Origin of the sequence: Pseudomonas sp. FH4, from assembly GCF_000510915.2 — a bacterium.
Classification (GTDB): Bacteria; Pseudomonadota; Gammaproteobacteria; order Pseudomonadales; family Pseudomonadaceae; genus Aquipseudomonas; species Aquipseudomonas brenneri.
On record NZ_AOHN01000015.1, the window covers coordinates 13313 to 35244 of the forward strand.

Annotated in this window: 17 protein-coding genes and 1 pseudogene; 8 read left to right on the forward strand and 10 right to left on the reverse strand. The window is 61.1% G+C overall.

Annotation, left to right across the window (positions count from 1 at the left end):
* Nucleotides 1-132: 132 nt before the first annotated feature.
* Nucleotides 133-1551, reverse strand: coding sequence for a TIGR00366 family protein (locus tag H097_RS11175; protein ID WP_032859871.1), 1419 nt, complete (start codon nt 1549-1551; stop codon nt 133-135).
* A gap of 181 nt (nt 1552-1732) precedes the next feature.
* Between H097_RS11175 and H097_RS11180 the strand changes: the two genes are divergently transcribed.
* On the forward strand, nt 1733-3019 hold the full coding sequence (locus tag H097_RS11180) for an MFS transporter (protein ID WP_032859873.1): 1287 nt from the start codon (nt 1733-1735) through the stop codon (nt 3017-3019).
* A 180-nt stretch (nt 3020-3199) separates the two neighbouring features.
* Entirely contained in the window at nt 3200-4096 is an 897-nt protein-coding gene (locus H097_RS11185; RefSeq protein ID WP_032859874.1) for a cation diffusion facilitator family transporter, read from the forward strand.
* A gap of 3 nt (nt 4097-4099) precedes the next feature.
* Here H097_RS11185 and H097_RS11190 read toward each other — a convergent pair whose 3' ends face one another.
* Complete coding sequence (locus tag H097_RS11190) at nt 4100-4774, reverse strand: heavy metal response regulator transcription factor (protein ID WP_032859875.1); 675 nt, start codon at nt 4772-4774, stop codon at nt 4100-4102.
* 182 nt (nt 4775-4956) lie between these two features.
* Between H097_RS11190 and H097_RS11195 the strand changes: the two genes are divergently transcribed.
* The 3 genes from H097_RS11195 to H097_RS11205 are packed head-to-tail and all read left to right on the forward strand — an operon-like array spanning nt 4957 to nt 10535.
* The gene (locus tag H097_RS11195) at nt 4957-6180 is read left to right on the forward strand and encodes a TolC family protein (protein WP_032859877.1); all 1224 of its coding nucleotides are present in this window, start codon (nt 4957-4959) and stop codon (nt 6178-6180) included.
* 17 nt (nt 6181-6197) lie between these two features.
* Nucleotides 6198-7373 (forward strand): efflux RND transporter periplasmic adaptor subunit, encoded by a 1176-nt coding sequence (locus H097_RS11200; protein WP_032859879.1) that lies wholly within the window; start codon nt 6198-6200, stop codon nt 7371-7373.
* An 18-nt stretch (nt 7374-7391) separates the two neighbouring features.
* Entirely contained in the window at nt 7392-10535 is a 3144-nt protein-coding gene (locus tag H097_RS11205) for a CusA/CzcA family heavy metal efflux RND transporter (protein WP_032859880.1), read from the forward strand.
* Between the two features lie 33 nt (nt 10536-10568).
* Here H097_RS11205 and H097_RS11210 read toward each other — a convergent pair whose 3' ends face one another.
* The 4 genes from H097_RS11210 to H097_RS11225 all read right to left on the reverse strand — a co-directional run bounded on the left by H097_RS11210 (nt 10569) and on the right by H097_RS11225 (nt 14637).
* Nucleotides 10569-11966, reverse strand: a complete 1398-nt coding sequence (locus tag H097_RS11210) for a heavy metal sensor histidine kinase (RefSeq protein WP_032859882.1) — start codon at nt 11964-11966, stop codon at nt 10569-10571.
* The gene (locus H097_RS11215; RefSeq protein WP_032859884.1) at nt 11963-12637 is read right to left on the reverse strand and encodes a heavy metal response regulator transcription factor; all 675 of its coding nucleotides are present in this window, start codon (nt 12635-12637) and stop codon (nt 11963-11965) included. The genes H097_RS11210 and H097_RS11215 overlap by 4 nt, the downstream gene beginning before the upstream one ends.
* A 290-nt stretch (nt 12638-12927) precedes the next feature.
* Nucleotides 12928-13122: a hypothetical protein gene (locus H097_RS11220; protein ID WP_032859886.1), complete on the reverse strand. Its 195-nt coding sequence runs from the start codon at nt 13120-13122 to the stop codon at nt 12928-12930.
* Between the two features lie 186 nt (nt 13123-13308).
* Nucleotides 13309-14637, reverse strand: a complete 1329-nt coding sequence (locus H097_RS11225) for an OprD family porin (protein ID WP_032859888.1) — start codon at nt 14635-14637, stop codon at nt 13309-13311.
* A 257-nt stretch (nt 14638-14894) separates the two neighbouring features.
* Here H097_RS11225 and H097_RS11230 point away from each other — a divergent pair, with 257 nt between their 5' ends.
* Entirely contained in the window at nt 14895-15227 is a 333-nt protein-coding gene (locus tag H097_RS11230; protein ID WP_032859890.1) for a DUF2790 domain-containing protein, read from the forward strand.
* Between the two features lie 105 nt (nt 15228-15332).
* The gene (locus tag H097_RS11235; protein ID WP_032859892.1) at nt 15333-16649 is read left to right on the forward strand and encodes a PAS domain-containing methyl-accepting chemotaxis protein; all 1317 of its coding nucleotides are present in this window, start codon (nt 15333-15335) and stop codon (nt 16647-16649) included.
* A gap of 39 nt (nt 16650-16688) precedes the next feature.
* Here H097_RS11235 and H097_RS11240 read toward each other — a convergent pair whose 3' ends face one another.
* From H097_RS11240 to H097_RS11245, 3 genes and pseudogenes are all read right to left on the reverse strand, one after another.
* Nucleotides 16689-17204, reverse strand: coding sequence for a GNAT family N-acetyltransferase (locus tag H097_RS11240; RefSeq protein WP_032859893.1), 516 nt, complete (start codon nt 17202-17204; stop codon nt 16689-16691).
* Between the two features lie 221 nt (nt 17205-17425).
* Nucleotides 17426-17542: pseudogene (locus H097_RS28175) on the reverse strand (AraC family transcriptional regulator); the annotation flags it as partial.
* Nucleotides 17543-17668: 126 nt separating this feature from the next.
* Nucleotides 17669-18478 carry an AraC family transcriptional regulator gene (locus tag H097_RS11245; RefSeq protein WP_032859894.1) on the reverse strand — a complete coding sequence of 270 codons (810 nt, stop codon included), beginning with the start codon at nt 18476-18478 and terminating at the stop codon, nt 17669-17671.
* A gap of 153 nt (nt 18479-18631) precedes the next feature.
* Here H097_RS11245 and ddlA point away from each other — a divergent pair, with 153 nt between their 5' ends.
* Nucleotides 18632-19726, forward strand: coding sequence for a D-alanine--D-alanine ligase (gene ddlA, locus H097_RS11250; protein WP_032859895.1), 1095 nt, complete (start codon nt 18632-18634; stop codon nt 19724-19726).
* Nucleotides 19727-19773: 47 nt separating this feature from the next.
* Here ddlA and ggt read toward each other — a convergent pair whose 3' ends face one another.
* Complete coding sequence (gene ggt / locus H097_RS11255; RefSeq protein WP_032859896.1) at nt 19774-21618, reverse strand: gamma-glutamyltransferase; 1845 nt, start codon at nt 21616-21618, stop codon at nt 19774-19776.
* Nucleotides 21619-21932: the final 314 nt, after the last annotated feature.

Below are 21932 nucleotides of genomic sequence, written 5' to 3' on the forward strand. Positions count from 1 at the left end.
TTCTAAAAGACACTGTTAGGTGGTTTTCAGAAGTTTTTGGTTCCCTGTTTGAAATATCTAGCGGGTTTATCGGTAAACTTAAGTAGAGGCAGTTAGTGCCCCCGTCGCAATGACGGGGGCGCCTCTCAAGGGTTAAGGCATCACCGGCGGCATGTACTTCAACGTCGTCCCCAGCGCCCACAGCAAAAACAGCACCAGCGGCGTATGCACCAGTAACTGCACAAACGAAAACCCGATCAAGTCCCGCGCCTTCAAGCCCAGTACCCCCAGCAACGGCAGCATATAGAACGGGTTGATCAGGTTCGGCAGGGCCTCGGCGGCGTTGTAGATCTGCACGGCCCAGCCCAGGTGATATTGCAGGTCATTGGCCACTTGCATCACATACGGTGCTTCGATGATCCACTTGCCACCGCCCGACGGGATGAAGAACCCCAGTACCGCCGAGTACACGCCCATCAGTAGCGCATAGGTGTCGTGGGAGGCGATGGAGGTGAAAAAGGTCGAGATATGGTGGGCCAGGGTCTGGCCGTCACCGCCCTTGACCACGGTCATCAGCGCCGCGATGGAGCCGTACAGCGGGAACTGGATCAATACCCCGGTGGTGGTCGGCACCGCGCGGGTGACCGCGTCGAGGAAGCTGCGCGGGCGCCAGTGCAGCAAGGCGCCGACCATGATGAACAGGAAGTTATAGGTGTTGAGCCCCGAAATCGCGCTGATCGCAGGTTTGGTCGAGAACTCGTGGAACAGCCAGCCGGCGGCCAGCAGCGCCAGCAGGATGGTCAGCAATGGGCTGTGTTCCAGCCATTCCCCCGGGCGGCTTGGCGGTTGTGGCTTGGGCAGGTTGAATGCCGGGTCCACGCCGCAAGCCTTGGCGTCACGCGCCGAATTGGGGCCCGGTGCGGTGACGTAGGCAATGATCAGCGAGACCACGATCAGCGCCAGCAGCAGCACGCCCGATTGCCACAGAAAGATGGTGTCAGTGAAGGGGATGGTCCCGGTGATTGCCAGGATCGACGGCGGCAAGCTGGCCGGGTTGGCCTGCAATTGCGCAGCCGATGACGACAGCCCCAGCGCCCAGACGGCACCCAGGCCCAGGTAGGCCGCCGCGCCAGCGGCGCGATAGTCCATGCGCAAATCCGTGCGCCGGGCCAGGGCCCGCACCAGCAACCCGCCGAACACCAGGGACAGGCCCCAGTTGAGCAGCGAGGCAACCATCGAGATCAGTGCCACCCACGCCACGGCCGAGCGGCCGTTTTTCGGGATGCGCGCCAGGCGGTCGATCAACTTCACGGCCGGCGGCGAGCTGGCGACCACATAGCCACCAATTACCACAAAGGCCATTTGCATGGTGAATGGGATCAGGCTCCAGAAACCATCGCCAAAGGCCTTGGCGGCGTCGGTCGGTGCCGCGCCCATGCCCAATGCCGCCACGGCGACAATGATCACGGCGAGGGCGGCAAACACCCAGGAGTCAGGAAACCAGCGTTCGGCAAAGTTCGAGCAACGCAGGGCAAAGCGGGCATAGCGGCTTTCTTCGATAGGATCGGCCACGTTATTTACCTCTTGTATTTATTATGGGGCGGATTGCAGGCATCTTGGCCCAAGGCCATTTATTTGGGAATGTTGTTATTTTCATGGATCAATGAGTAAAACGAATATATCCGCGGCGATTGCCAGGATCCGGCCCAGCTCATAACCTGCACGCCTTTTCGTTTGTCTGCCGAGCTTCTCCATGACTGCCAGCACTTATCCACAGGCGCAGCGTTTTTCCCGCTCCGACTACAAAACCCTGGGCCTGGCCGCCTTGGGCGGTGCCCTGGAAATCTACGACTTCATCATCTTCGTCTTTTTTGCCCTGACCCTGAGCCAGTTGTTCTTCCCCCCGCAAATGCCCGAATGGCTGCGCCTGCTGCAGAGTTTCGGGATTTTCGTCACCGGCTACCTGGCGCGACCACTGGGCGGCATCCTGATGGCGCACTTTGCCGATCACTTGGGGCGCAAGCGGGTGTTCAGCCTGAGCATCCTGATGATGGCGTTGCCGTGCCTGCTGATTGGGATCATGCCGACCTACGCGCAAATCGGCTATTTCGCGCCACTGATCCTACTGGCGCTGCGGGTGTTGCAGGGCGCGGCGGTGGGCGGTGAAGTGCCCAGCGCCTGGGTCTTCGTCGCCGAGCACGCCCCTGCCAACCATCGCGGTTATGCCTTGGGGTTCCTGCAAGCCGGGCTGACCTTCGGTTACCTGCTGGGGGCATTGACGGCGACCTTGCTGGCGCAGATCTTCACCGCTGAACAAATCCTCGACTACGCCTGGCGCTTTCCGTTTCTGTTGGGCGGTGTGTTTGGCGTGATTGGTGTCTGGCTGCGCCGTTGGCTCAGCGAAACCCCAGTATTCCTGGCCATGCAGGCGCGCCGCCAGGCCGACGCCGAACTGCCGCTGCGCACGGTATTGCGCGACCACCGGCAAGCGCTGTTGCCGGCCATGCTCCTGACCTGCGTGCTGACCTCGGCGGTGGTGGTGCTGGTCGTGATCACCCCGACCATGATGCAGAAAACCTTCGGCATGAGCCCCAGCCACACCTTCGCCCTGAGCGCATTGGGCATCGTCTTCCTGAATATCGGTTGCGTTCTCGCCGGCCTGTTGGTGGATCGCATTGGCGCCTGGCGCGCGGTGCTGGTCTACAGCCTGCTGTTGCCGGTCGGTATCGCCGTGCTCTACGCCAGCCTGATCGCCGGCGGCGTGTGGCTGGGTGCGGCATATGCCGTTGCCGGGTTGAGTTGCGGGGTGGTGGGCGCAGTGCCATCGGTGATGGTCAGCCTGTTTCCGGCGCAGATCCGTGTGTCGGGGATTTCCTTTACCTACAACATTGCCTACGCGCTGTGGGCGAGCACGACACCGCTGATGCTGATTGCATTAATGCCCACCAGCCCGTGGATTTGCGTCGGGTATTGCGTGGTGATGGGCGCGGTCGGCGTGGCCAGCGCGTTGCGGTTTGGCCGGCGTGGCGCGCTGGCGTGATTGGATACACGCAGCTCCCACCTTTGATCCTTGTTGTACTGGGCAAGGTGTTTGACAGCCCCCCTATGTCTTGCTTGGCTAACACCCTGATGGCCGCAGCATGACAATAATGAAATCCATACCGAAGGTTTCCATTTATCGCTCTATGATCAGCGCACATCCCCCCCTTGAGGACATTCCATGAGCGCAGGACATAACCACGGCACCGTACGCGCAGGCCACGAACGCAAGTTATGGCTGGCCCTGGGGCTGACCGGCAGCTTCATGATTGCCGAAGTGATCGGCGCCTTTGTCACCGGCAGCCTGGCGCTGTTGTCCGACGCCGCGCACATGATGACCGACACCCTGGCCCTGGCCATCTCCCTGGTGGCGATCCAGGTCGCCAAGCGCGCCGCTGACCGCAAACGCACTTTTGGTTATGCCCGTTTCGAGATCCTGGCGGCGGCGTTCAATGCGCTGTTGTTGTTCGTGGTGGCGTTCTACATCCTCTATGAGGCTTACCAGCGCTTGCAGGCACCGGCCGAAATCCAGTCCACCGGCATGCTGGTGATTGCCGTGCTGGGGCTGATCGTCAACCTGATTTCCATGCGCCTGCTCAGCGCCGCCAGCGATGAAAGCCTGAACGTCAAGGGTGCCTACCTGGAAGTCTGGAGCGATATGCTCGGTTCCATCGGGGTGATCCTGGCGGCGGTGGTGATCATGTTCACCGGCTGGGCCTGGGTCGACTCGGTGGTAGCCGCAGCGATTGGTTTCTGGGTCCTGCCAAGAACCTGGACGCTGCTCAAGGAAAGCATGAACGTGCTGCTGCAAGGTGTGCCGGACGGTATTGATATCGACGCAGTGGAGCAGGCCATCTGCGCTGTGCCTGGGGTCAAGGAGGTGCACGACCTGCATGTCTGGGCCCTGACCAGCGGTAAAAACGTGCTGAGCACCCATCTGGTAGCGGACCCGGCACTGGGCAGCGAACAACAGATCCTGGCCCAGGTGACAGAGTTGCTGCATGAACAATTCGATATTTCCCACGTCACCCTCCAGATCGAAGGCGAGGGTTTTCATCAGGAACCGATCGCGCACTGACCGCTATTCGCGGTCTTCCAACACATAACCAACCCCGCGCAAGGTGTGGATCAACTTGCGCTCGAACGGGTCATCGATCTTCGCGCGCAGGCGGCGGATCGAGACCTCGACCACGTTGGTGTCGCAATCGAAGTTCATGTCCCACACAAACGAGATGATTTGCGTGCGCGACAGCACCACGCCGCTCTGGCGCATCAGCAAGTGCAGCAACGCAAACTCCTTGGTAGTCAGGTCAATGCGCTGGTTGCCGCGAAAGGCCCGGTGGCGGCCCTGGTCCAGTTCCAGGTCGCCCACCCGCAGTACGTCCGGCACGGCGGCCTCGACACTGCGGCGCATCAGGGTGCGGACCCTGGCCAGCAGTTCGGGAAACTCGAAAGGCTTGACCAGGTAGTCATCGGCGCCCAGTTCCAGGCCCTTGATCTTGTCGGCCAGGCGCCCTTGGGCAGTCAACATCATGATGCGGGTGTTGCTGGTCTGGCGGATCCGCTGCAGCACATCCCAACCGTCCATCAGTGGCAGGTTCACATCCAGAATCACCAGTTCATAGGTGTGTTGCCTGGACAGGTGCAAGCCGTCGGCACCGCTGGCCGCGCAGTCCACCACATAGCCACTTTCGCTCAGTCCCTGATGCAAGTAATCGGCAGTTTTCAGTTCATCTTCGATAACCAGGATTCGCATGTCGAGCGTGCCTCGGGGCAGGGAAAGTATCAGCGTGTTGCCGCGAAGGTTAAAGCAAAAGCCCGTGCCAGAGCCTTTTCTAACGGATTTGTAATGTTCTGGCCACCCCTCTGATAAGTGGCGAAAGTTACATTGCCCGTGCTTGGATTTATCCGCCAACTCATGGGTGTGGAACGCTTGCTATGCCAACGTTTTTAAGAACAATTGTGTGCTCCTTCATGGGGGTATTGGCGATGGTCCAAGTGGCCAGCGCCAATACCCTGACCCTCGAATCGGCCCTGCAAAGTGCCTTTGCCGACAACCCGGACCTGGCCGCCGCGCAATGGGAAATCGACATCGCCCAGGGCGGTCGGCAGCAGGCCGGGCTGATCCCCAACCCGGTGGCCTCCTGGGACGCCGAAGATACCCGCCGCAGCACCCGCACCACCACCCTCAAGCTGACCCAGACCCTGGAGCTGGGTGGCAAGCGTGGGGCGCGGATTGATGTGGCTTCGCGGGCACAAGATGCGGCCGCCCAGGAGCTGGAGCAGCGCCGCAACCTGTTGCGGGCCGAGGTCATCGATGGCTTTTATGGCGCCCTGCGGGCCCAGGAACGCCTGGAGCTGGCCCAGCGTTCAGTCGCGCTGGCCGAGCGCGGGCTGGTGGTTGCCAATGGCCGAGTCACGGCGGGCAAGTCGTCGCCGGTCGAAGCCACCCGCGCGCAGGTACAGCTCTCGGAAATCCGCCTGGAACGCAGCCGTGCCGAGATCGGCGTGACCGATGCCTATCGCCGACTGGCGGCGATCACCGGCAACGCCAATACCGATTTCCAGCGCGTCGAGGCTGGCGCTTCAGCCATTCCGGCATTGCCGTCCAGCACACAGCTGCTGGCGCGCCTGGAAAACACCGCCGAACTGCGTCTGGCTGAACTGCAAATCCAGCAGCGTGAAGCCGGCCTGGGCCTGGAAAAGGCCCAGCGGATTCCCGACCTCGACGTGTCCATCGGCAGCCAGTACGACGCCAGCGTCCGCGAGCGCGTCAACCTGGTAGGTGTGTCGATGCCGATCCCGCTGTTCAACCGCAACCAGGGCAATGTACTGGCCGCCAGCCGCCGTGCCGACCAGGCGCGCGACCTGCGCAACGCCACCGAACTGCGCCTGCGCACCGAAACCCGCCAGGCCCTGGACCTGTGGTCGACCGCCAACAGTGAAGTGCGGGCCTTCAACCAAGTGATCCTGCCCGCCGCCCAAAGTGCGGTGGACAGCGCCACCCGTGGCTTTGAGATGGGCAAGTTCAACTTCCTCGATGTGCTCGACGCCCAGCGCACCTTGATCGCAGCCCGCACCCAATACCTCGCCGCACTCGCCCAGGCCACTGACGCCTGGGTGCGCATCGAACGGATTTACGGCGACCTCGCCCGCATTTGATCTTTCAGGAGTTCCCCATGAACAAACAACAAGGCCTGGCTCTGGCCGTCGCAGTGGCCATTGCCCTTGGGGCGATGGTGTTTTGGCCGGCTACCAGCGTTGCACCTTCGGCACCGGCACCGGCACCGGCAGCGAGCGTCGAAGCGCCGGCGGAGGAAGAGGAAGAGGGCGCGCTGGTGCTCAATGAGCAGCAGATCCAGGCCGCCGGTATTCAACTGGCCAAGGCTCAGCCCCGGCAAATCAGCACGTTGCTGTCGTTGCCGGGCGAGGTGCGATTCGATGAGGACCGCACCTCCCACATCGTGCCGCGTGCGGCGGGCGTGGTGGAATCGGTCAAGGTCAACCTCGGGCAGAAGGTGAAGCAGGGTGAGCTGTTGGCGGTGATCGCCAGCCAGCAGATTTCTGATCAGCGCAGTGAGTTGGCGGCCAGCGAGCGCCGGGTCGAACTGGCCCGAACCACCTTCCAGCGCGAGCGCCAGTTATGGCAGGACAAGATCTCTGCCGAGCAGGATTACCTGCTGGCGCGCCAGACCCTGCAAGAAGCCGAGATCGCCCTGAACAACGCGCGGCAAAAGATGAACGCCCTGAGTGGCAGCGCGGTCCTGGCCGGCGGCAATCGCTATGAATTGCGTGCGCCGTTTGCGGGCGTGGTCGTGGAAAAACACCTGGGCGTCGGCGAGGTGGTGAGTGAGACCAGCGCCGCCTTTACCTTGTCGGACCTGTCCCAGGTGTGGGTCACGTTTGGTGTGTTCCCCAAGGATCTGAACAAGGTCCAGGTCGGCAAACCGGTGAAGGTCAGCTCCACGGAAATGGGCACCGACGTGATGGGCACCGTGGCCTATGTCGGCAACTTGCTGGGTGAGCAGACGCGTACCGCAACGGTGCGGGTCAGCGTGGCCAACCCCGACGACTCCTGGCGCCCCGGGTTGTTCGTGGCGGTGCAAGTGGCCACGGATACTTACTCGGCGGCAGTCACCGTGCCGGTGGAGGCGATCCAGACCGTAGAAGACAAACCGTCGCTGTTTGTGCGCACCGCCGAAGGCTTCATCACCCGCCACGTTGAGCTGGGTGTCAGTGAAAACGGCTTTGTCGAAGTGCGCCAGGGCCTGGAGGCCGGTGCACAGGTGGCGACCGTTGGCAGCTTCGTCCTCAAGTCCGAGCTGGGCAAGGCTTCGGCCGAGCACGCCCATTGATCCTGCGAGTGATTCCCCATGTTTGAACGTCTGATTCAATTTGCCATCGAGCAGCGCATCATCGTGCTGCTGGCGGTGTTGTTGATGGCCGGTGTCGGCATCGCCAGCTACCAGAAACTGCCCATCGACGCAGTGCCGGATATCACTAACGTCCAGGTGCAGATCAACTCGGCGGCGGCCGGTTTTTCACCGCTGGAAACCGAACAGCGCATCACCTTTCCCATTGAAACCGCGATGGCCGGCTTGCCAGGCTTGCAGCAGACCCGTTCGCTGTCGCGTTCGGGGCTGTCCCAGGTCACGGTGATCTTCAAGGACGGCACCGACCTGTTCTTCGCCCGGCAACTGGTCAACGAACGCTTGCAGGTGGCCCGCGAGCAGTTGCCGGACGGTATTGAAACGGCGATGGGGCCGATTTCCACGGGCCTTGGGGAAATTTTCCTGTGGACCGTGGAAGCTGAAGACGGCGCACGCAAGGAAGATGGCTCGGCCTATACGCCAACGGACCTGCGGGTGATCCAGGACTGGATCATCAAGCCGCAGTTGCGCAACGTGCCCGGCGTGGCCGAGATCAATACCATTGGTGGTTTCGCCAAGGAATATCAGGTCGCCCCGGACCCCAAGCGCCTGGCGGCCTACAACCTGACCTTGAACGACCTGGTGACGGCGCTTGAGCGTAACAACGCCAACGTCGGTGCCGGTTATATCGAGCGCAGTGGCGAACAGTTGCTGATCCGTGCGCCGGGGCAAGTGGCGTCCATCGACGACATTGCCAATATCGTCATCAACACTGTCGACGGTACGCCGATCCGCGTGCGCAATGTGGCTCAGGTCGATATCGGCCGTGAGTTGCGCACCGGCGCGGCCACCGAAAATGGCCGCGAAGTGGTGCTCGGCACAGTGTTCATGTTGATCGGCGAAAACAGCCGCACCGTGTCCCAGGCCGTGGCGAAAAAGCTCGAAGAGATCAACCGCTCCCTGCCTGAAGGCGTGGTGGCGGTCACGGTTTACGACCGCACCAACCTGGTAGAAAAAGCCATCGCCACCGTGAAGAAAAACCTCTTCGAAGGTGCGCTGCTGGTGATCGTGATTCTGTTCCTGTTCCTGGGCAATATCCGCGCGGCGCTGATCACCGCGATGGTGATCCCGCTGGCGATGCTGTTCACCTTTACCGGGATGTTCACCAACAAAGTCAGCGCCAACCTGATGAGCCTTGGCGCGCTGGATTTCGGGATTATCGTCGATGGCGCGGTGGTGATCGTGGAGAACGCCATCCGTCGCCTGGCCCATGCGCAGCAACGCCATGGCCGCCTGCTGACGCGCAGTGAGCGCCTGCACGAAGTATTCGCCGCCGCCAAGGAAGCGCGTCGTGCGCTGATCTTCGGGCAGTTGATCATCATGGTGGTGTACCTGCCGATCTTTGCCCTGACCGGGGTGGCCGGGAAGATGTTCCACCCGATGGCCTTCACCGTGGTGGTGGCATTGCTCGGCGCGATGATTCTGTCGGTGACCTTCGTCCCGGCGGCCATTGCGCTGTTCGTCACCGGCAAGGTCAAGGAGGAAGAGAACTGGGTAATGCGCACTGCACGCCGGGGCTATGCGCCGGTGCTGGATTGGGTGATGGCTCACCGTAGCTGGGCGTTCGGCCTGGCGCTGTTGACCATTGTGGTGTCTGGCGCCGTGGCCAGCCGCATGGGCAGCGAGTTTATCCCCAGCCTCAGCGAAGGTGACTTTGCCCAGCAAGCCATGCGTGTGCCGGGCACCAGCCTGACGCAGTCGGTACAGATGCAACAGCAACTGGAAAAAACCTTGATGGCCCAGGTGCCGGAGATCCAGCGGGTATTTGCCCGGACCGGCACCGCGGAAATCGCCTCCGACCCGATGCCACCGAATATTTCCGACAGCTACCTGATGCTCAAGCCCAAGGATCAATGGCCCGATCCGAAGAAGTCCCGTGAAACCCTGATCGCCGAGATCCAGCGGGCCAGTGCGATTGTGCCGGGCAGTCAGTACGAGCTGTCGCAACCGATCCAGCTGCGCTTCAACGAGCTTATTTCCGGGGTGCGCAGTGATGTGGCGGTGAAGGTGTTTGGCGATGATCGGGACGTTCTGAACAAGACCGCCGGGGAGATTGCCGAGACCTTGCAGAAGCTCAATGGCGCTTCGGAAGTGAAGGTGGAACAGACTTCTGGCCTGCCAGTGCTGACCATCAATATCGACCGTGACAAGGCGGCGCGGTTTGGCCTGAATGTGGGCGATGTGCAAGACACCATCGCCGTCGCCGTGGGCGGGCGCAAGGCCGGCATGCTGTACGAAGGTGATCGGCGTTTCGACATGGTGGTGCGTTTATCGGAAACCCTGCGTACCGATATCGAAGGCTTGTCGCGGCTATTGATCCCGATCCCGGCGCTGGCCGGCAACACCTCGGGCCAACTGGGTTTTATTGCCTTGTCGCAAGTCGCCAGCCTGGACCTGGTCCTGGGCCCGAACCAGATCAGCCGCGAAAACGGTAAGCGCCTGGTGATCGTCAGCGCCAACGTGCGCGGGCGGGATATCGGCTCGTTTGTCGCAGAAGCGGAAAGTGCGCTGGCGCAGCAGGTGAAGATCCCCGCCGGCTACTGGACCACCTGGGGTGGCCAGTTCGAGCAACTCAAGGAGGCGTCCGAACGCCTGCGGGTGGTGGTGCCGGTGGCATTGCTGCTGGTGTTCGGGTTGCTGTTCATGATGTTCAACAACCTCAAGGACGGGCTGCTGGTATTCACCGGGATCCCCTTCGCGTTGACCGGTGGGATCATGGCGTTGTGGTTGCGCGATATACCGTTGTCGATATCCGCTGGGGTGGGGTTCATTGCACTGTCGGGGGTGGCGGTACTGAACGGCCTGGTGATGATTGCCTTCATCCGCAACCTGCGTGAGGAAGGGCGCTCGTTGTCGGTGGCGATCAACGAAGGGGCGCTGACGCGCTTGCGTCCGGTGTTGATGACGGCGTTGGTCGCCTCCCTGGGCTTTATCCCCATGGCCCTTGCCACCGGCACCGGCGCCGAAGTGCAACGGCCGCTGGCGACGGTGGTGATTGGCGGGATTATTTCTTCGACGCTGCTGACGTTGCTGGTGCTGCCAGCGTTGTATCAGTGGGCTCATCGCCGCGACGAGGAGCCCGTGTAGGCTGGGGATGGTGGCCGGGAGAACACTGCAACGTTATTCGCGGGCAAGCCCGTGGGGAAATATCAACCTGAACAAGGTAATGCCGTCCGGCACGCTACTGACATCAGCCTGCCCCTGGTGCAAGGTCATGATCGAACGCACGATTGCCAGTCCCAACCCGGTGCCACCTTCGGTGCGGGCGCGGCTGTTGTCGGCACGGTAGAAACGTTCGAACAGGTGGGGCAGGTGTTGCGCCTCAATCCCCACGCCAGGGTTGCTCACCGACAGCGAGGCCCCCTTGGCGTGAGGTTCGATCAGCAGCGAAATGCACGAACCGTCCGGGCTGTGGCGAATGGCGTTGGACAGCAGGTTGGAAATGGCCCGTTGGATCATCAGCCGGTCACCCTGGACACAGGCATCGCCGGACAGGCTCAAGGTCAACTGTTTGTCTTCGGCACTCAGGGCAAACAGTTCCATGACGCGGTGGGCTTCATCGGCCAGGCTCACGGCTTCAAACGAAGCCCGCGCCGCCGGATGGCTGACCTGGGCGAGAAACAGCATGTCGGCGACGATCCGCGCCAGGCGGTCCAGCTCTTCGGTGCTCGATTCCAGCGCCGACTTGTAGTCCTCAGGCGCCCGGGCACGGGACAGTGTGACCTGGGCCTTGCCCATCAGGTTGGTCAGGGGCGCACGCAGTTCATGGGCCAGGTCGTCGGAGAATTGCGACAACTGCTGCACACCGGCATCCAGGCGATCGAGCATGAAGTTGATGCCCTGGGCCAGTTCACTGAGCTCCCTGGGCAGGTTCTCGACGGTCAGGCGATGGGTCAGGTCCTGGGTCGTGACTTTGCCGGCGACGCGGCTGAATTGCTGCAACGGTGCCAGCCCGCGCTGCACCAGCCACCAGGCGCCCATGCCGATCAGAATCAACAGCAGCGGCAGTGCGATCACCGTGGAGCGTAGGTAGGCACTGAGTAACGCTTGATCGTCGGAGCGGTTCAGGGACAGCAGCACCCGCACATTATCCCCGCTGCTCAAGCGCATCCGGCTCGACGCGCTGAGGATCTGATTGCCGTGCCCATCGATCCAATTGAGAAAACTCAACTGTTCGCGCGCTGCAAAGTTGAGCAACAACGGTTCCTGAGGCTTTGCACCAACACTCAGCAGCACGGTGTCGGCGGGCGCGGGGCCGATAATACTCAGGTAGAAATTGTCGTGGCCCATCACCAGGTCCAGCAAAGAATGGGGGCGAGCACTGATGTCTCGGGGGTTGAGGTCCTGGAGCAGGCTGTGTTGGATCTGTTCCATCTTGCTTTCCAGGCCCTTGCGCGCGAGGTTTTCCAGCTCATGGGTGAGGGCCAGGTACGCCAGGGTCGCCAGCAGCACCACCAGGCCTGCGCCCATCAGGCTGACGGTGAGCCCCAGGCGCATGGATAAGCTGCCGGTTCTCATGGGCGTTCTTCCAGTACGTAACCCACGCCACGAATGGTGTGGATCAATTTGACCTCGCTCTGGTCATCGACCTTGGCCCGCAGCCGGCTGATCGACACCTCCACCACATTGGTGTCGCAGTCGAAGTTCATGTCCCAGACCAGCGAGATAATCTGCGTGCGGGTCAGCACTTCACCGCTCTGGCGCATCAAAACCTGCAACAGCGCGAACTCCTTGGTGGTCAGGTCAATGCGTCGCGTGCCCCGGTACGCACGGTGGCGACGCGGGTCCAGCTCCAGGTCCGAGACGCGGAAAACTTCCGGTAACGCGATGGGTTCACTGCGCCGCAGCAACGTGCGCACCCGGGCCAGCAACTCGGGAAACTCGAAGGGTTTGACCAGGTAATCATCGGCGCCCATGTCCAGGCCCTTGATCTTGTCGGCCAGGCGGCCGCGGGCGGTGAGCATCATGACGCGCAAGGTGGTGTCGCGGCGCAGTTGCTCCAGCACTTGCCAGCCGTCCTTGCCAGGCAGGTTGACATCAAGGATCACCAATTCGTAATGGTGCTGCCCGGCCAGGTGCAGACCGTCGACGCCGCTGGCGGCACGATCGACGACATAGCCGCTTTCACTCAAGCCTTGATGCAAGTAGTCGGCAGTTTTTGGCTCGTCCTCAACCACAAGGATACGCATGCAGATTGACCTCTTACTGATAAGCGAATAGGAGAATGGAGCTACGCGGGAGAAGGGCTGTAGTCCTGAATGTAGGAAAATTCTGAGCCTTGAAGCTACTTCAGGGTCAAGGCGCATCCCGAGCAATCGCGCTGTTTGGGCGCCAGTGCGACAATTAGTCGCCAGGGGCGGGAGGTGATTGCATCGAGCGGGCAAAAAAAAGCGCCCGTAAGGGCGCTAAAAATTCATCTCCTTCCAAAGGAGCTCCACAAAAAAAGCTTCAAGAGATGAATGTGCTCGGTGTGCGCCGCTCAGATGGCCTCTGGGGCCGGTGTATCCGAGGGCGCTGGCGTTTGCTCGGCCACGGCTTCGCTGCCATGGATCTGTTGCTGTTGCTGGCGAAACTCGGCCAGGAACTGGCGTGAACGATCACTGCCGTCGTCGGCCAGTGCCGCGGTGGAGGCTGTGCTGAGTAAAACGGTGAATAAAATATGCAGTGGCTTCATAAACTTTCTCCGCAAAGGACCTTTGCCGTTAGTTGCAGGAAATCGCCTCGGCCGGTCGATGCAGGCAGTATATAAAGTTCAACTTAACGAGAACGTGAGGCGCATATTACAGTTCTGACAGGCTGCAAATTGTGAAGAAGTGCTAGTCAACGGCAAGTGAATGTAAGCACTTGCCGTTGAGTGTGATCAGAGGATGGCCAGCGGATATTCCATGATCAGCCGGAATTCTTCCAGGTCCGACTCAAAGGCACTTGAGCGCACCGTCGCCTGGCGAATGCGTACGGACAGATCTTTCAACGTACCGCCCTGGAACACGTACTTGGCCTCGATATCGCGCTCCCAGCGGCGTTGGTCGGTGAGCGGGTCACCCAAGGCGTCGCGGCGCATATACACCGAGTTGGCGTTGCTGTAGTCGGCGCCCGTGCCCTTGCCATAACGGGTCATGAACGACAGGCCCGGGATGCCCAGGGTCTGCATGTCCAGGTCATAACGCAGGGCCCAGGAGCGCTCCTTGGGCGAGTTGAAGTCGCTGTACTGGATCGAGTTGTCGAGGAAAATCGAGTCCGACTGACGCAGGTAATCGAAGTCATTGTTGCCGTTGTTGCGCTGGTGCGACAGGGCCAGTTGGTGCGCGCCGACCTTCACCCCAAGCTTGGCACTCCAGATATTGTTGTTGAGTTCGCCCAGCAGTTTTTTGCCTTCATCCTGGGCGTTGTAGTAATTGAAGCCGCCAAACACCGACACCTCTTCTGTCAGTGGATAAGTGGCCGCCGTACCGAAATAGTACTGATCCCAGGCGTCCTTCAAGCGGCTGCTGTAAAGGCTGAGGCTCACGTTTGGGTTCAGTTGATAGTCGCCCCCGAAGTAACCGACCCACGGCGAATTCACATTGCCGGCATAAAACGTCGCGAAGCCGTCACGCATGCTGCTGTTGGTGGGCTGGCTCATGGCATGCAAGCGTCCGCCTTGCAGGCTCAAGCCCTCTAGGCTGGTATTTTCCACGGTGACACCGCGAAAGCTTTCCGGTAGCAGGCGTGAGTCACCGTAGTGCACCACCGGGGTTTTCGGGAACACATCACCGACCCTGACCACGGTATCGAACAGGCGCATTTTCACCGCGCCGCCGAGTTTGCTGTAGTCGTCTTCGGGGCGGTTGTCGCTGTCTACCGGCAACATGCCGAAGGAGCCCTTGCCGCCGCTGCGCCCCGTGCCGGAATCGAGCTTGAGGCCGTACATGGCAAAGGCATCCAGGCCAAACCCCACGGTGCCCTGGGTGAAGCCGGACTCGAATTTGCCGATCAGGCCCTGGGCCCAGGCTTCCGAGTAGCCGTTGCCGGTCGGGCTGGACTGGCCCTTGCGGTCATCACGGTTGAAGTAAAAATTGCGGGCCAGCACGTTCAACGTACTGCCCTCGATAAACCCTTCGGGCTTGTCTTCCACCGCCATGCTCGCCAGCGGCGTAGCGCCAGCCAGTGCGGCGATGATGGAAAGAGAAAGTGTGTGCTTAGTGCGCATGTATCGCTCCTCGGTGTTGGCAGCTATTAGCTTTTTTAGTCGCCTGGGGCGTTCTTATTGGATGGGCGCCCGAAACCCAGGAGGCCCGGCTTATAGTTGCAAACGCGAGATAACGCAGAGGTGTCACACACATTACAATTTTGCCAGTTATATAGAACCTGACGGATACGTAATCTGCTCGTGACCCTTCTGACAGGGTGCGTTAGTTACTCTCGGCTCTGAACTTTCAACGATGAAATCAGACGAGAGGCACTCTTATGAAACGTTTAACCTTGGCTTTGGGCGTGATGGTTTTTTCGCTTTCCATGGGGGCAATGGCTGAAGTCGGCGGCGATCGCGAGATTGCTCAATTGATGCAGCAGAACCAGCAAGCCATGAGCCGGTACGCAACCGCGCAGGGCAAGCCGGCGCCCCAGGTGCTGGCTTACGAATATGGCATGAAGCTGGATATCGCCAAGGTGGTCAGCGTCACGCCGCCGATTCGTGCCTGTAAGGTCGTGCCTTCGCGCATGACCTATGAAGACTCCAGCGGCACTATCAAGACCCTTGAGTATCAGGTCATGGGCTTGTGCCGTAACAACGGCAGTTGAGGGGCTGAAAAAATAGTTGAGCCTGGGGCTCAAGTACTCTTCAGAAAACGCCAGCAGCGCCGATGGTTAGACAATCCACTAACTATCAGCTCTCCGGTGCCGCCCATGTTCAATACCCGCTTGAAGCAGGAGCTGTCGGCTCTTCGCGAAGAACTGTCCAGCCTGCAGCAGGTCAAGGAAAGCCTGGAGAGCGAGATGCTGGCTTTGAGCCTAGACCCCGAGGGCCGTATCGAGGCGGTCAACCAGAACTTCCTCGACGAAATGGTCTACCGGTCCGGCGACTTGCTGGGGCACGCTATTCATCAGTTTGTACCGGAGCATGTGAGGCGCGATGAGTTCCAGCAACGTTTCAACAACGCCCTGAGTCGTGGCGAGCACTTTGCCGGCACCGTGCGCTTGCTGCGTGGCAACGGCAAGGAGGCGTGGTTGCGTTCCATCGTGCAGCCGGTGCGTGGCGCGGATGGACGCATCAAGCGTTTCTCGGTGTACTCCAGCGACTTGACCCGCACCATCGAAGCCTCCCGCGAGCACGAAAACCTGATCGCCGCATTGGTGCGTTCCACCGCCGTGATCGAGTTCGACCTCAATGGCAATGTGCTTGCCGCCAACGACCGTTTCCTGCAAGGCATGGGTTACAACCTGGCGCAGATCCAGGGTAAACATCACCGCATGTTCTGTGAGCCGCAGGATTACAACAGTGCTGAGTACCAGGCGTTCTGGAAGCGTTTGAACAGTGGGGAATTTGTCGCCGGGCGCTTCAAGCGCATCGACGCCCATGGCCGCGAGGTCTGGCTGGAGGCGTCTTATAACCCGGTGTTGGATGCCAACGAGCGGCTGTACAAAGTGGTCAAGTTCGCCACGGTGATCACCGATCAGGTCAATCAGGAACGTGCGGTGGCCGAGGCCGCCAACATTGCCTACAGCACCTCATTGCACACCGACAGCAGCGCCCAGCGCGGTACCGCTGTGGTCACCCAGGCGGTGGAAGTGATGCGCGACCTGGCCAAGCACATGGAGCAGGCCGGCGAGGGCATCGAGGCACTCAATGCGCAGTCCCAGGTGATTGGCAGTATCGTCAAGACCATCAGCGGGATTGCCGAGCAGACCAACCTGCTGGCGCTGAACGCCGCCATTGAAGCGGCCCGTGCCGGCGAACAGGGGCGGGGGTTTGCCGTGGTGGCCGATGAAGTACGCCAGTTGGCGTCGCGGACCAGCAAAGCCACTGAGGAAATCGTTGGCGTCGTGCGCCAGAACCAGGACATGGCCCGCGATGCCGTGGCGCTGATGACCGATGGCCGGCTGCAGGCCGAGCAGGGCCTGTCCCTGGCGGCAGAAGCGGGCACGGTGATTGTCGAGATTCAGGACGGCGCGCAGAAAGTGGTGAGTGCGGTTGGTCAGTTTGCCAATCAGTTGTCCACCTAGACACCTGACTCAAGGCCGGCAAGGTCAAAGGTAAGAGCGTCAGGGGGCGTGGATCTCAAAGAGCAACAGATCGAACCACTGCCCGTCGAGCAGGAACGCCTTGCGTGAATGGCCATACTGGGTAAAGCCGCTGCGCTGCAACACCCGCAGCGAGCCGGGGTTCTCTGGGCGCACGGTGGCCTCGATGCGCTTGAGGGCGTGCTCGCCAAAGGCTTTCTCCAGGCCCAGCGCCACGGCTTGCCGGGCCAGGCCGCGCCCGGTGAACTCGGCGCCCATGCGATAACCCAGGGAGGCCGAGTGATAGTAGCGGCGCCGCACCTGGGTAAAGTTGATCCGCCCGACCAGCACGCCGTTTTCTCGGATCAGGTACTGGTAGGCGCGGTCTTCGCTGGCCTCCAGCAGTGCGCTCTCGATGGCACGTTGTACCCCTTCGACGCTGTAGTACGCCTCGGGCCGGGCATTGATCCAACTTTCGAAAAACGTCCGATTGGCCAGCTCGAACGCCAGCAGCTCGTTCACGTCATCCCACTGTGGGGGCGTCAATGTCAGGTTCATCCCTGGAAACCTCGCGATGGCAGTAGCGCAGGGGTTCTTCTTCTCACATTCGGGCGGCAGGATTCAAGCGCCGCCTACCATTGCGCTTGCGCCAATGCCAGGGGCGAGGCTCAGCATTTCTGTAGGAGCGAGCTTGCTCGCGAAGAACTCAAATGCACTGCGTTTATCCTGGATAAACACGGTGTTCTCAGGTTCTTCGCGAGCAAGCTCGCTCCTACCGTTTAGCGGCCGAGCATCTTCACCCAGCGCGACGGCGGGATGCCGAAGGTGCTGCGAAACTGCCGGGTCATGTGGCTCTGGTCGGTGAAGCCGGCGATCAGCGCGGCATCCACCAATGAGGCTCTGGAGGCGGCTCAGCATTTCTGTAGGAGCGAGCTTGCTCGCGAAAAACTCAAATGCACCGCGTTTATCCTGGATAAACACAGCGTTCTCAGGTTCTTCGCGAGCAAGCTCGCTCCTACCGTTTAGCGGCCGAGCATCTTCACCCAGCGCGACGGCGGGATGCCGAAGGTGCTGCGAAACTGCCGGGTCATGTGACTCTGGTCGGTGAAGCCGGCGATCAGCGCGGCATCCACCAATGACTGGCCCTGACCCAGTAAATTGCGCACAAGATCCAGGCGGCGCATGGTCAGGTAGCGATAGGGACTGGTGCCGAACAGCAGGCGGAAATCCCGCGACAGGGCCCAGCGATCCCGCCCGCAGTGCGCGGCCATTTCATCCAGGGTGATGCTGCGCCCCAAGGCGCTGTGGATAAACTCACGGGCGCGTTCGGCGGCCTGGTAATCAAAGGTCTTGCGACAGACGCTGATGCCCGAGGCATTGTTCAGCGCATGGGCCAGGTCGAACAGCGCGTCCTGCTCCTGCATCGGGTCCAGCGGGCAGTCGAGTTGCTGCACAAAGGCCTGACAGGCCCGGTGCAGCCATGGGTCGTTGGACAGCCCATTGTGGATAAACGGCAACGGCTTGCCGCCGAGAATCTGCTGGATCAGCGCCGGCTCCACATAAATCATCCGGTACTTGAAGCCTTCCTCACTGCCGGCCCAGCCGTCGTGGACTTCGTCCGGATGGATCACCATGGTCGTGCCCGGCAGGCTGTGGGTCTGGCTGCCGCGATAATGAAAGCTCTGCACGCCGAACAGGGTGTGGCCAATGGCGTAGGTATCGTGGCGATGAGGGTCGAAGCCAAACCCGGAAAAATACGCCTCGATCCGCTCCAGGCCGCTGGCATGGGGCGCCCGGTGCAGCCAGTCGATGTTCGCGGTGAGTTTGCCCATGGGATGTTTTTCGAAAGATGTCGGATGGAGTTACGTTAACTGAGTCTGGGGCGGCTGTCTGCCGGGGTCTTGTACGATTGTGCGTGGTTGCAAAGGTGGCTAATGGCTGACGGCTCATGGTAATAAACCTTACTTTTACAGTGAGGCCGGGTCATGAGTCAGTTGCGGGTAGGTATTATTTTTGGTGGGCGTTCGGCCGAGCATGAGGTGTCGTTGCAGTCGGCACGCAACATCGTCGACGCCCTTGACCGCACGCGTTTTGAGCCGGTGTTGATCGGTATCGACAAGGCCGGCCATTGGCACCTGAACGACACCTCTAACTTCCTGCTCAACCAGGAAAACCCGGCGCTGATCGCTCTCAACCAGTCCAACCGCGAATTGGCGGTGGTGCCGGGCAAGGCCAGCCAGCAACTGGTGGAAACCTCGGGCCAGAGTCTGCTGGAGCACGTCGATGTGATCTTCCCCATCGTCCACGGCACCCTCGGCGAAGACGGTTGCCTGCAAGGTTTGCTGCGCATGGCGGACTTGCCGTTCGTGGGTTCCGACGTGCTGGGTTCGGCGGTGTGCATGGACAAGGACATCAGCAAACGCCTGCTGCGCGACGCCGGTATTGCCGTGGCGCCCTTTATCACCCTCAACCGTGGCAATGCGGCACGCACCACCTTCGACCAGGCGCGGCAAAAGCTGGGTTTGCCACTGTTTGTCAAACCGGCCAACCAAGGCTCCTCAGTGGGCGTGAGCAAGGTGGCTGACGAAACCGAGTATCTGGCCGCCATTGAACTGGCCCTGGGCTTCGATGAAAAAGTGTTGGTGGAGTCTGCCGTCAAAGGCCGGGAAATCGAATGCGCAGTGCTGGGCAACGAGCGTCCCATCGCCAGCGGCTGTGGCGAGATCGTGGTGCGTGACGGCTTCTATTCCTACGACAGCAAATACATCGACGACCAGGCTGCGCAAGTGCTGGTGCCTGCCGATATCCGTGTCGAAGACAGCGAGCGCATTCGCGCCCTGGCCGTTGAGGCCTTTGAAGTGCTGGGCTGCGCGGGCCTGGCACGGGTCGATGTGTTTCTTTGCGAGGACGGTGAAGTCTTGATCAATGAGGTCAACTCATTGCCCGGTTTTACCCGCATCAGCATGTACCCCAAGTTGTGGCAGGCGGCGGGGATGAGCTACAGCGAACTGGTCAGCCGCCTGATCGAACTGGCGCTGGAGCGGCATGGGTTGCGCAAGGGCTTGAAGATCAGCCGCTAAGCCTCAATCACCATCGCCGGCTTGCCGGCGATGGTGGTAATCCTGAGTCAGTCCCCCAGCGCCTCACCCTCACGCCGTGGATCCGCGCCACCACTCCACGTTGCCTTGCCCTGGGCATCCCGCACCCGCACGATGGCCTGGGTGCCGCTGGTCATGTCGATCTCGCTCAAGGCGTGCCCCCGATCCTTGAGTGCCGCTTTCAACTGTGCGCTGAACAGCCCTCGCTCCAATTCGGTCGCGCCGTTGCGGCTGCCGAAGTTGGGCAGGCTGATGGCGGCTTGCGGGTCGAGGTTCCAGTCCAGCATGCCCACCAGGGACTTGCTCACGTACTCGATGATCTGCGAGCCACCGGGTGAGCCGACTGTGGCCAGCAGTTCGCCACTTTGGCGGTCGAAGACCAGGGTCGGCGCCATGGATGAGCGTGGGCGTTTGCCCGGCTCGATACGGTTGGCCACTGGCTGGCCGTTTTCCTCGGGGATAAAGGAAAAGTCCGTCATCTGATTATTCAGCAGGAAACCCTGGACCATGACATGGGAACCGAATGCCGCCTCGATGGTGGTGGTCATTGATACCGCGCCGCCCTGGTCATCCACGGCCACCACTTGCGAGGTAGAGATGCGCAGCGGCGAGCGATCCGGTGCGTAGGCCACCTCAACCCCGGTCGGCTGGCCAGGCTTGGCCACGCCCATGCTGCGCTCACCGATCAATGCCGCGCGGCTGGCCAGGTAACCGGGGGCGACGAGGCCCGCGAGCGGTACCGGGACAAAGTCTGCATCAGCGACATATTGCGCACGGTCGGCGTAGGCCAGGCGATCGGCCTCGGCAATCAGATGCACCGCTTCGGGCGCAGGTTCCAGGCCGGCAGCTGTCGCGGTCTTCACGGGTTTGAGCGGTGCCAGGGCCCAGCGCGGGTCACGGGCTTCCAGGGCCTGCAAGGTGCCGAGGATCTGCGCAATGGCAACCCCGCCCGACGACGGCGGCGGCATGCCGCATACCTGCCAACGCTTGTAGTCGGTACACAGCGGTGCGCGCTCCTTGGCGCGGTAGCCTTTGAGGTCGCTCAGTGCAAGGCTGCCAGCGTTACGGTGGCCCTGGACTTTGCGTGCAATTTCCTCGGCGATCGGGCCTTGGTAAAGCGCGTCGGGGCCCTCTTTGGCAATACGCTTGAGTACATTGGCCAGCGCCGGATTTTTCAGCACGGTGCCGGTGGCTTTCGGGCTGCCGTCGGCGTTGAGAAAGTACGCCGCCATGTCCGGCGACTGGCTGATATAGCGGTCGGCGGCGAGCAGGCTGTGCAGGCGCGGGGAAATCGCAAAGCCTTGCTCGGACAACTGGATCGCCGGCTCGAACAACTGGGCCCAGGGCAGGCGACCGCTCTGTTCGTGGGCCATTTTCAGTGCGCGCAATACACCGGGCGTGGCGACCGAGCGACCACCAATCTGCGCCTGGGCAAACGCCATCGGCGTGCCGTCGGCATTGAGCAGCAGGTCGGCCGTCGCACCGGCCGGTGCGGTTTCACGGCCGTCATAGGCCCGTACCTGCTTGCCATCCCACAGCATGATAAAGGCGCCACCGCCGATCCCCGAAGACTGCGGCTCCACCAGCGTCAGCACCGCTTGCATGGCGATGGCCGCATCAATCGCCGAGCCACCCTGGCGCAGGATGGTCCGCCCGGCCTCGGCCGCCAGCGGGTTGGCCGCAGCGGCCATATGGCGCTCGGCATGGCGTACGGTCATGTCGGTGCGATAACCCGACCCCAGCTCCGGCGCAGGAGGCAAGCCTGGGGTGCTGGCGCTGTGGCAGGCACTGAGGCTGAGGGCGGCGACGATCACCGAGAGGCTGGTAAGACGCTGCAAGCGTAGGGTGAAAAGCACGCGCTGAACTCCGTTCATTTTGAGAATGATCTGTTGTCCCTGGGGTGAGGTTTTGCGGGTAAATCGCACCTGGCAGATATCTGCGGGGAAGGAGGGCGGACACTAACAGCGGGGAGACAGGAGCGTCAAAAGTTGATGGCTAACAGAATCAATTTTGCACAAATCCCGTGCGGGGAGGGTCACGCGATTCATTATCAAGTGAATGATTGGCTTTTTTGTGAATATTTAGATGTCGACAAATAGCGTTAAATTGGAGATTTTCTAAGTATTTCAAGGCAAATAGAAGAAAATAATTCTGCTTTAAATGTATGGATTTGTTTCTGAATTGTAAC